Annotated in this window: 12 protein-coding genes; 7 read left to right on the top strand and 5 right to left on the bottom strand. The window is 68.4% G+C overall.

The features are described from left to right. A partial coding sequence (locus tag A5659_RS21360; protein ID WP_156749303.1) for an ArsA-related P-loop ATPase occupies window positions 1-491 on the bottom strand: 491 nt, incomplete at its 3' end. After that, window positions 488-1,507 (bottom strand): ArsA-related P-loop ATPase, encoded by a 1,020-nt coding sequence (locus tag A5659_RS21355; RefSeq protein WP_066867654.1) that lies wholly within the window; start codon window positions 1,505-1,507, stop codon window positions 488-490. The genes A5659_RS21355 and A5659_RS21360, both read right to left, overlap by 4 nt. A 35-nt stretch (window positions 1,508-1,542) precedes the next feature. Here A5659_RS21355 and A5659_RS27885 point away from each other — a divergent pair, with 35 nt between their 5' ends. Genes A5659_RS27885 through A5659_RS21345 form a run of 3 tightly spaced genes read left to right on the top strand, consistent with a single transcriptional unit; the run spans window position 1,543 to window position 2,992 of the window. Then, window positions 1,543-1,704, top strand: a complete 162-nt coding sequence (locus A5659_RS27885) for a DUF4177 domain-containing protein (protein ID WP_007772224.1) — start codon at window positions 1,543-1,545, stop codon at window positions 1,702-1,704. An 11-nt stretch (window positions 1,705-1,715) separates the two neighbouring features. Beyond that, on the top strand, window positions 1,716-2,183 hold the full coding sequence (locus A5659_RS21350) for a RidA family protein (RefSeq protein WP_067184090.1): 468 nt from the start codon (window positions 1,716-1,718) through the stop codon (window positions 2,181-2,183). Between the two features lie 5 nt (window positions 2,184-2,188). Then, entirely contained in the window at window positions 2,189-2,992 is an 804-nt protein-coding gene (locus tag A5659_RS21345) for an MBL fold metallo-hydrolase (RefSeq protein WP_067021855.1), read from the top strand. A 164-nt stretch (window positions 2,993-3,156) separates the two neighbouring features. On the opposite strand, the gene crp is transcribed toward A5659_RS21345, so the two are convergent. Both crp and A5659_RS21335 read right to left on the bottom strand, forming a co-directional pair. Beyond that, window positions 3,157-3,831: a cAMP-activated global transcriptional regulator CRP gene (gene crp, locus A5659_RS21340; protein ID WP_036465140.1), complete on the bottom strand. Its 675-nt coding sequence runs from the start codon at window positions 3,829-3,831 to the stop codon at window positions 3,157-3,159. A 104-nt stretch (window positions 3,832-3,935) separates the two neighbouring features. Continuing rightward, the gene (locus A5659_RS21335; RefSeq protein WP_231997961.1) at window positions 3,936-4,331 is read right to left on the bottom strand and encodes a hypothetical protein; all 396 of its coding nucleotides are present in this window, start codon (window positions 4,329-4,331) and stop codon (window positions 3,936-3,938) included. Window positions 4,332-4,504: 173 nt separating this feature from the next. Here A5659_RS21335 and nth point away from each other — a divergent pair, with 173 nt between their 5' ends. From nth to marP, 4 genes are read left to right on the top strand one after another with little or no spacing between them, the layout of a single operon-like run. After that, the gene (nth, locus tag A5659_RS21330) at window positions 4,505-5,185 is read left to right on the top strand and encodes an endonuclease III (protein ID WP_066867642.1); all 681 of its coding nucleotides are present in this window, start codon (window positions 4,505-4,507) and stop codon (window positions 5,183-5,185) included. Window positions 5,186-5,215: 30 nt separating this feature from the next. After that, window positions 5,216-5,884 carry a TlpA disulfide reductase family protein gene (locus A5659_RS21325; protein WP_066878092.1) on the top strand — a complete coding sequence of 223 codons (669 nt, stop codon included), beginning with the start codon at window positions 5,216-5,218 and terminating at the stop codon, window positions 5,882-5,884. A gap of 29 nt (window positions 5,885-5,913) precedes the next feature. Beyond that, window positions 5,914-6,729: a CoA pyrophosphatase gene (locus A5659_RS21320; protein WP_066867637.1), complete on the top strand. Its 816-nt coding sequence runs from the start codon at window positions 5,914-5,916 to the stop codon at window positions 6,727-6,729. A 5-nt stretch (window positions 6,730-6,734) separates the two neighbouring features. Beyond that, a complete protein-coding gene (gene marP / locus A5659_RS21315) occupies window positions 6,735-7,928 on the top strand; it encodes an acid resistance serine protease MarP (protein ID WP_066867749.1) in 1,194 nt (397 codons plus the stop codon). Between the two features lie 10 nt (window positions 7,929-7,938). Here marP and A5659_RS21310 read toward each other — a convergent pair. Beyond that, the coding region (locus A5659_RS21310; protein ID WP_197498133.1) for an alpha/beta fold hydrolase at window positions 7,939-8,388 on the bottom strand (450 nt) is incomplete at its 5' end.

Here is an 8,388-nt window from a genome sequence, read left to right as displayed (position 1 = left end):
AAGTCCAGGGCGTTGCGCGACGGCGGCGTATCCACGACCACCAAATCCCAGCGATCCTCGGCCAGCAGCTGGCCCAGCTTCTCCATCGCCATGTACTCCTGCGTGCCGGCAAGCGAACTGGCGACGGTCTGATAGAACTGGTTGTCCAGAATCGCCTGCGCGCGACCGGGTCCCGAGTACTGGACCACCATCTCGTCGAAGGTACGGCGCATGTCGAGCATCATCGCGTGCAGCTCGCCGGGAACCTCCGCCGCCAGCGGGACGCGTTGCGGCGTGTTGCCGAGGTCGCTGACCCCCAGCGCCTGGGCCAGCCGCCTGGCCGGATCGATCGTCAAAACGCAGACGTTGCGCCCGTATTCGGCGGCGCGCAGCGCGATCGCGGCCGCGGTGGTGGTCTTGCCCACCCCGCCGGCGCCGCAGCACACCACCACACGGTTGGTGGTGTCGGCCAGGATGGCGGCCATGTCAAGCTGTTTGGGCGTGGTGCTCATCGAACCCCCTGCTGCGCAAGTGATTCCGACAGCTCGTAGAGGCTACCGAGGTCGACCCCGTCGGAGATGGCCGGTAGTTCCAGTCGCGCCACCTTCAGCGCCTCGAGCTGTTGTGCGATCTCGGCGCGGGTCGCGACGACCGTCGCGTGCTCGATGGTCTCGGTCAGCAGACCGGCGAAGTCCTTGTCGTTCAAGCTGATTCCGGACTTTTCCAATCCGGCCCGCACCGAGTCCGCATCGACGTCACCCTCGGCGGCCTTCGCCAGGTCGGCAGGCTGCAGATAAGACGGAATGTTGCGGTTCACGATCACGCTGCCGATCGGCAGCTGCATCTCGGCGAGCTCCTCGATGGCTTCCAGCGTTTCCTGGACCGGCAACGCCTCCAACAGGGTGACTAAGTGAATGGCCGTCTGCTCGGAGTGCAGCAACCTCACCACGCCGTCGGCCTGCGAATGCACCGGGCCGCCCTTGGCCAGATCGGACACGGCTTTGGTGACGTCCAGGAAACGCGCGATCCGTCCGGTCGGCGGGGCGTCGACCACGATCGCGTCATAAACCGGCAGCCGGTTCTTGTCGACGCGGATCACCGTCTCCTTGATCTTGCCGGTCAGCAGCACGTCACGCAGGCCGGGCGCGATCGTCGTCGCGAACTCGATCGCGCCGATGCGGCGCATCGCGCGACCCGCAATGCCCAGGTTGTAGAACATGTCGAGGTATTCCAGGAAGGCGGCCTCGATGTCGATCGCCAGGGCGTTGACCTGACCGCCGCGTTCGGCGGTCGCGATCTTCACTTCTTGGTATGGCAGCGGCGGGACGTCGAAGAGTTGCGCAATCCCTTGGCGGCCTTCGACTTCCACGAGCAAGACCTTGCGGCCCCCGGCGGCGAGCGTCAGTGCCAGCGCCGCCGCGATGGTCGACTTGCCCGTACCGCCTTTGCCGGTCACGAAATGTAAACGGGCCTTCGTCAAGCGCGCAGGCCAGCCGACGGCAGCTCCGCCGCTCGATGTGGTTGCCACCTTCGCATGCTAGCCCGACCCGATAAGCTCGCGGCATGAGCCAACCGACCGCATGGGAGTACGTCACGGTCCCGCTGCTGACGCATGCCACCAAACAGATCCTCGACCAGTGGGGTGCCGACGGCTGGGAGTTGGTGTCCGTGCTGCAAGGGCCGACCGGCGAGCAGCACGTCGCGTACCTGAAGCGCCCCAAGTAAGGCCTTTCTCGATGAGCGTTCAGCCTTCCTGGAAGGCCCGGCTCGGGGAGCTCGGCCTCGAGCTTCCGGAGGTGGTCGCGCCGCTGGCCGCCTACGTCCCGGCGGTGCGCACCGGCAACCTGATCTACACCTCCGGCCAGTTGCCGATGCAGGCCGGAAAGCTGTTGGGAACCGGCAAGGTCGGCGCCGACGTCAGCCCCGACGACGGCAAGGCGCTGGCGCGGATCTGCGCGCTCAATGCGCTGGCGGCCGTCAACTCGCTGGTGGGCATCGACGCGGTGACCCGGGTGGTGAAAGTCGTCGGGTTCGTGGCGTCGGCCCCGGGGTTCAACGGCCAGCCCGGCGTCATCAACGGGGCCTCCGAACTGCTCGGCGAGGTGTTCGGCGAGCATGGCGCGCACGCGCGGTCGGCGGTCGGCGTCTCCGAGCTGCCACTGGATGCGCCGGTGGAAGTGGAGCTGATCGTCGAGGTCGGCTGACGCCCGTGACCGAGGCCGCCGAGTCGCTGACCCACCCCGCGTACGCCAAGCTGCGGGCGGTCACCGACACCGCGTCGGTCCTGTTGGCCGACAACCCCGGTCTGCTGACGCTCGAGGGTACCAACACCTGGGTGTTGCGCGGCCCGCGCAGCGACGAACTGGTCATCGTGGATCCCGGGCCCGACGACGACGACCACATCGCGCGGGTCGCCGCGCTGGGCCGTATCGCCCTGGTCCTGATCAGCCACCGGCACAGCGATCACACCGACGGCATCGACAAGCTGGTCGAGCTGACCGGCGCGACCGTGCGCTCGGCAGGGAGCGGTTTTCTGCGCGGCCTGGGCGGCGAGCTGACCGACGGCGAGGTGATCGACGCCGCCGGCCTCAAGATCAAGGTCATGGCGACGCCCGGCCACACCGCAGATTCGCTGTCGTTCCTGCTCGACGATGCCGTGCTGACCGCCGATACCGTGCTGGGCCGCGGGACCGCCGTTCTCGACAAGGAGGACGGCAGCCTGACGGACTACCTGGAATCCCTGCGGCGCCTGCGCGGGCTGGGCCGACGGGGAGTACTGCCCGGACACGGCCCCGAGCTGACCGACCTGGCGAGCGTCGCCGAGGGCTATCTTGCGCACCGGCGGGAGCGCCTCGATCAGGTGCGTTCTGCGTTGCGGGAGCTGGGGGAGGACGCCAGCGCCCGCCGCATCGTCGAACACGTCTATGTCGATGTCGACGAGAAGCTCTGGGATGCCGCCGAATGGTCGGTGCAGGTGCAGCTCAATTTCCTGCGCGCCGAGTCGTCGGCGTAGGGCGTCCCCGCCAGTCACTACCGCCCCATCGGTTCCGGCTCTGGGAGCGCACAGTTCTTCTGAAATGCGATAGCGCCGGCGCTAACACGTTGTGAAGTCACCGCATGGTGCCCAAACGGTGCCCATGGGCTGGTGAGGCGGGGAACGGTGAAGCGCCGCGCGGATTAGCGGGCTCGGCGCGCGAGCCGTTCAGAGTCCGAGATCAGCACGCTCTTGCCCTCCAGGCGGATCCAGCCGCGGTGGGCGAAGTCGGCCAGCGCCTTGTTCACCGTCTCGCGGGACGCCCCCACCAGCTGCGCGATCTCTTCCTGCGTCAGGTCGTGGGTGACCCGCATCGCGCCACCCTCCTGGGTGCCAAACCGCTGGGCGAGCTGCAGCAGTTGCTTGGCCACCCGGCCGGGCACGTCGGTGAAGATGAGGTCAGCCAGGTTGTTGTTGGTGCGGCGCAGGCGTCGGGCCAGCACCCGCAGCAGCTGTTCGGCGATCTCGGGGCGGTCGGCGATCCACGCCCGCAGCGCGTCACGGTCCATCGACACCGCCCGCACCTCGGTGATGGTGGTGGCGCTGGACGTTCGAGGCCCCGGGTCGAAGATCGACAATTCGCCGAACATGTCCGACGGGCCCATGATCGTCAGCAGGTTCTCGCGTCCATCGGGGGAACGGCGACCGATCTTCACCTTCCCCGAGACAATGATGTACAGCCGATCACCGGGTTCCCCCTCGGCGAAGACCGTGTGTCCGCGGGGGAAGTCGACGGGTTGCAGCTGCTTGGTCAGTGCTGTGACTGCGCCGGGTTCAACCCCTTGGAAGATTCCTGCCCTTGCCAGGATCTCGTCCACGTTGCCTCTTCAACTTTCCCAGAAAATTAATGTGATACGGGCAGGCTAACCCCTTGCTCGCGTGACGAGTCTAGAGGTACGCCGTTGTGTCCAACGTGCCAACGCTACACACGATTGGCGTGTCGAGGTGCCCTAAACTGCGGATTGACGTGCGAATGGCCGTGTATCCGCGTCGGTAATGTCATCTCGTCGCGGTCGACGAAGCCGACGGCGAACGACGGCGCGGCGTGACGCGGGCCGCCGGTGCGCCCGCTCGTCGGGGCCGTGGGCAGCTGCGCGAGCTCGCGCCGATGCAGGTATTCCAACGCCTCCGGCATGCCTTCGGACGCCAGCGTGTGCATGTCCACTCCGCCGGCAAGCTCGAGGAATTCGTCGACGTCGGCCACCGCCGTGGCGTGGGGGGCGAGCTCCGATTCGAGCCGCCCAAGACCCAGCGCCGCCAGCATCAGCAGCACCGGAACGCCGGCCACCAGCAACCACGACACACGAAGAGTAAACATGGCCTTGAATCAACACGGGGTCTCGGCCAGATCACGAAATCAGTACTCTGTCGTAGGTGACAGCGGCGAAGTCGTCCGGGCGTTCGAAATCGGCTCCGGCCCCGTCCGGCGCCGCCGATGCGCGACGGTGGTCGCAGGAAACCCGGGTGGGCCTGGTGCGAAGGGCGCGGCGGATGAATCGTGCTCTGGCGCAAGCGTTTCCGGATGCGCACTGCGAGCTGGATTTCACGACGCCGCTGGAGCTGACCGTCGCCACCATCCTGTCGGCGCAGAGCACGGACAAGCGGGTCAACCTGACCACTCCGGCGCTGTTCAAGCGGTACCGCTCGGCGCTGGACTACGCGCAAGCCGACCGTGCCGAACTGGAGAACCTGATCCGCCCGACCGGTTTCTTTCGCAACAAGGCCTCCTCGTTGATCGGTTTGGGGCAGGCCCTGGTCGAACGCTTCGACGGCGAGGTGCCGTCGACCATGGCGGAACTGGTCACGCTGCCGGGGGTGGGACGCAAGACCGCCAACGTCATCCTGGGCAACGCCTTCGGGATCCCCGGCATCACCGTCGACACCCATTTCGCGCGGCTGGTGCACAGGTGGCGCTGGACCGCCGACAAGGACCCGGTCAAAATCGAGCACGCCGTGGGCGAGCTCATCGAACGCGGTGAGTGGACCATGCTGAGCCACCGGGTGATCTTTCACGGCCGCCGGGTGTGTCACGCGCGCAAACCGGCGTGCGGCGTCTGCCTGATCGCCAAAGACTGCCCGTCCTTCGGCCTGGGGCCCACCGAGGCGGCGCTGGCCGCGCCGCTGGTGAAGGGGCCGGAAACCGAGCACCTGCTCGCCCTGGCCGGGCTGTAAGCCGGTCCGCGACCTACGCGCAGGGACGCAATGCCTACCTGGAGGCCGACGCTGACCCGCAGGGCCCGCTGGCACATCGCGATCCTGGCGGTGGTGGTGGCGCTGATCGCGGCGCTGGTCGCCCAGCTGCGCGACGACTCCGACAGGACTGCCACGCCCGCGGGCAACCGGCCGGTGGCCGACCGGGAACACCGCGACGCCGATACGCCCGCCGCGTTGGCGGGGCCGCGGCAGCGCGCCAACCTGTCGCCGTGCCCCGGCGCCGGAAACGGTCCCGGCCCCGAGGCGCTGCGCGGCGTGACGGCGGAGTGCGCCGCCGACGGTTCGGTTGTCGACGTCGGCCGCGCGGTGGCCGGGCGCCGGGTGGTCCTTAACTTGTGGGCGTATTGGTGCGCGCCGTGCGCCGCCGAACTGCCCGCGATGGCCGAGTATCAACGTCGGGCCGGTTCGGACGTGACGGTGGTGACGGTGCATCAAGACGAGAACGAGACGGCCGCCCTGCTGCGGCTGGCCGAGCTCGGGGTGCGCCTGCCGACCCTGCAGGACGGTCGTCGCCGGGTCGCGGCCGCGCTGCGGGTGGTTAATGTGATGCCCGCGACGGTGGTCCTGCGGCCGGACGGTAGCGTTGCCCAGACGCTGCCACGAGCTTTCACCACTGCCGATGAGATCGCGGCCGCGATCGGCAAAGACAGGGGATAAGCGGAAAAATTGAACCGACTGGAGGGGCCGTGAGTGCTGGGGGTTCGCCCCTGCGGAATGGGGACCCCGCCCCGGCGCGCGGGGCCGTTCCGTTGCGGCCTGACGCCTGCCCGTCCTGGCTGCGTCCGCTGCTCGACCATGTCGATGACGTTCCCGATGCGGCCCGGCGCCGACTGCCGGCCGATGTGCTGGCGATGATCACCAGCAAGGCCGCGTCCGCGGTGACGGCCCTGCGCGGCGGCGGCCGGGAAGCCGCAGTGCTGGTGTTGTTCTCCGGTTCGGAATCCGGCCCGCCCGATGGTGGTTTCCCCGACGACGCCGACCTGCTGGTCACCGTGCGGGCCTCGACCCTGCGCCACCACGCTGGCCAGGCGGCGTTTCCCGGCGGCGCCTCCGATCCCACCGACGACGGCCCGGTGGACACCGCGCTGCGCGAGGCCCGCGAGGAAACCGGGATCGACGTCAGCCGGCTCTATCCCCTGGCGACGATGGAGAAGATGTTCATCGCGCCGTCGCAGTTCCACGTCGTCCCGGTGCTGGCCTATTCGCCTGATCCCGGTCCGGTGGCCGTCGTCAACGAGGCCGAAACCGCGATCGTGGCGCGAGTTCCGTTGCGCGCCTTCGTCAACCCGGAAAACCGGCTGATGGTGTACCGCGGCGATCTCGGCCGCCGGTGGGCCGGCCCGGCGTTTCTGCTCAACGAGATGCTGGTCTGGGGATTCACTGGCCAGGTGATTTCTGCGCTGCTCGACGTCGCGGGCTGGGCCCAGCCGTGGGACACCACCGACGAGCGGGAGTTGGACGCCGCGATGGCGTTGGTCGGCGAGGGGGGCGGGCTGCGGTGAATTCGATGACCCCATCGCAGTGGCTGGATGTCGCCGTGCTGGCGGTCGCGTTCATCGCGGCGGTCTCGGGCTGGCGGTCGGGCGCGTTGGGCTCGTTGCTGTCGTTCGTGGGGGTGTTGCTGGGCGCCATCGCGGGGGTGCTGTTGGCGCCGCATCTGGTCAGCCACATCGCCGCCCCGCGCGCGAAATTGTTTGCCGCACTGTTCTTGATCCTCGCGCTGGTGGTCATCGGTGAGGTCGCCGGTGTGGTGCTGGGACGCGCCGTCCGGGGCGCGATCCGCAGCCGTTCCATCCGGACGGTCGACTCGGTCATCGGGGTGGCGGTCCAGCTGGTCGTGGTGTTGACCGCGGCGTGGTTGCTGGCCACGCCGTTGACCCAGTCCAAAGACCAGCCGGAACTGGCCGCGGCGGTCCGCGGCTCGCGAGTGTTGGCTCAGGTCAACGATGTAGCGCCGCCCTGGCTCAAGACGGTGCCCAAGCGGCTTTCGGCGCTGCTGAACACCTCCGGTCTGCCCGCGGTGCTGGAGCCGTTCAGCCGCACCCCCGTCATCCCGGTCGCCTCGCCCGACCCCGAGCTGGCCGGCAACCCGGTGGTGCAGGCCACCGCGCCCAGCGTGGTCAAGGTGCGCAGCCTGGCCCCCAGCTGCCAGAAAGTGTTGGAGGGCAGTGGTTTTGTCATCGCGCCCGACCGGGTGATGACCAACGCGCACGTGGTGGCCGGTTCCAACAGCGTTCAGATCTACGCCAGCGGCAATCCGCTGGACGCCACGGTGGTGTCCTACGATCCGGCGGTCGACATCGCGATCCTGTCCGTTCCCAACCTGCCCCCGCCGCCGTTGACTTTCGCCCAGGGCGACGCGAAGACCGGCGCCAGCGTCGTGGTCCTGGGGTATCCCGGTGGTGGGAACTTCACCGCGACCCCGGCCCGGATCCGCGAGCTGATCAAGCTCAGCGGTCCCGACATCTACCGCGATCCGGCGCCGGTCACCCGTGACGTCTACACGATCAGAGCCAGTGTGGAGCAAGGTAATTCGGGTGGTCCGCTGATCGATCTCGACGGGCATGTGCTCGGGGTGGTGTTCGGCGCGGCGGTCGACGACCCCGACACCGGCTTCGTGCTTACCGCCGACGAGGTGGCCAGTCAGCTTGCCCGGGTCGGCGATACCCAGCTGGTGGGCACCGGGTCCTGCGTCGGCTGAGCCACCGCGCTCACCTCGCCCGGGTCGGGTGCACCTGTTCGAGGAACTTCGTCAGGTGCCTGTTGATTTCCTCGGGCGCCTCTTCGTGGCTGAAATGCCCTGCGCCGGAGATGGATACGTAGCGTCCCTGAGGTGCGTAGCGCTGCGTTCGGTCGACCGGGTCGGCCAGCACGTAGGGATCGGCGTCGCCGCGCAGGTGTAACAGCGGAACGCTGAGCTGCTGGCTCATCGATCTCATGAAGCGCCGGCCCTCGTCGCGCAGCTGGCTGCGGACGGCCCAGCGCTGATATTCCAGTGCGCTGTGCGCGGCCCCCGGGATCTGGATGGCCGTGCGCAGGTGGCCGATTGTTTCGGAAAAGTCTTCGGAGGCAAGCCATTTGGCGCAGCTGCGGCTGCGGACCAGGCGCTCGATTTCGGCGGCGTCGTCGCGGGTCAACAGGCGCTCGGGCCACAACGGTAT

It is taken from the genome of Mycobacterium sp. 1165196.3, assembly GCF_001673415.1.
GTDB classification, from domain to species: domain Bacteria; phylum Actinomycetota; class Actinomycetes; order Mycobacteriales; family Mycobacteriaceae; genus Mycobacterium; species Mycobacterium europaeum_A.
The sequence above is the reverse complement of the archived record's forward strand: the minus strand, read 5'-3'. Positions and strand labels throughout refer to the sequence as shown.

Coding starts and splice junctions, on each gene's coding strand:
- A5659_RS27885 (WP_007772224.1), top strand. CDS start 1,543: ATGAGCCAACCGACCGCATGGGAGTACGTCACGGTCCCGCTGCTGACG.
- A5659_RS21350 (WP_067184090.1), top strand. CDS start 1,716: ATGAGCGTTCAGCCTTCCTGGAAGGCCCGGCTCGGGGAGCTCGGCCTC.
- A5659_RS21335 (WP_231997961.1), bottom strand. CDS start 4,331: ATGTTTACTCTTCGTGTGTCGTGGTTGCTGGTGGCCGGCGTTCCGGTG.
- nth (WP_066867642.1), top strand. CDS start 4,505: ATGAATCGTGCTCTGGCGCAAGCGTTTCCGGATGCGCACTGCGAGCTG.
- A5659_RS21325 (WP_066878092.1), top strand. CDS start 5,216: ATGCCTACCTGGAGGCCGACGCTGACCCGCAGGGCCCGCTGGCACATC.
- marP (WP_066867749.1), top strand. CDS start 6,735: ATGACCCCATCGCAGTGGCTGGATGTCGCCGTGCTGGCGGTCGCGTTC.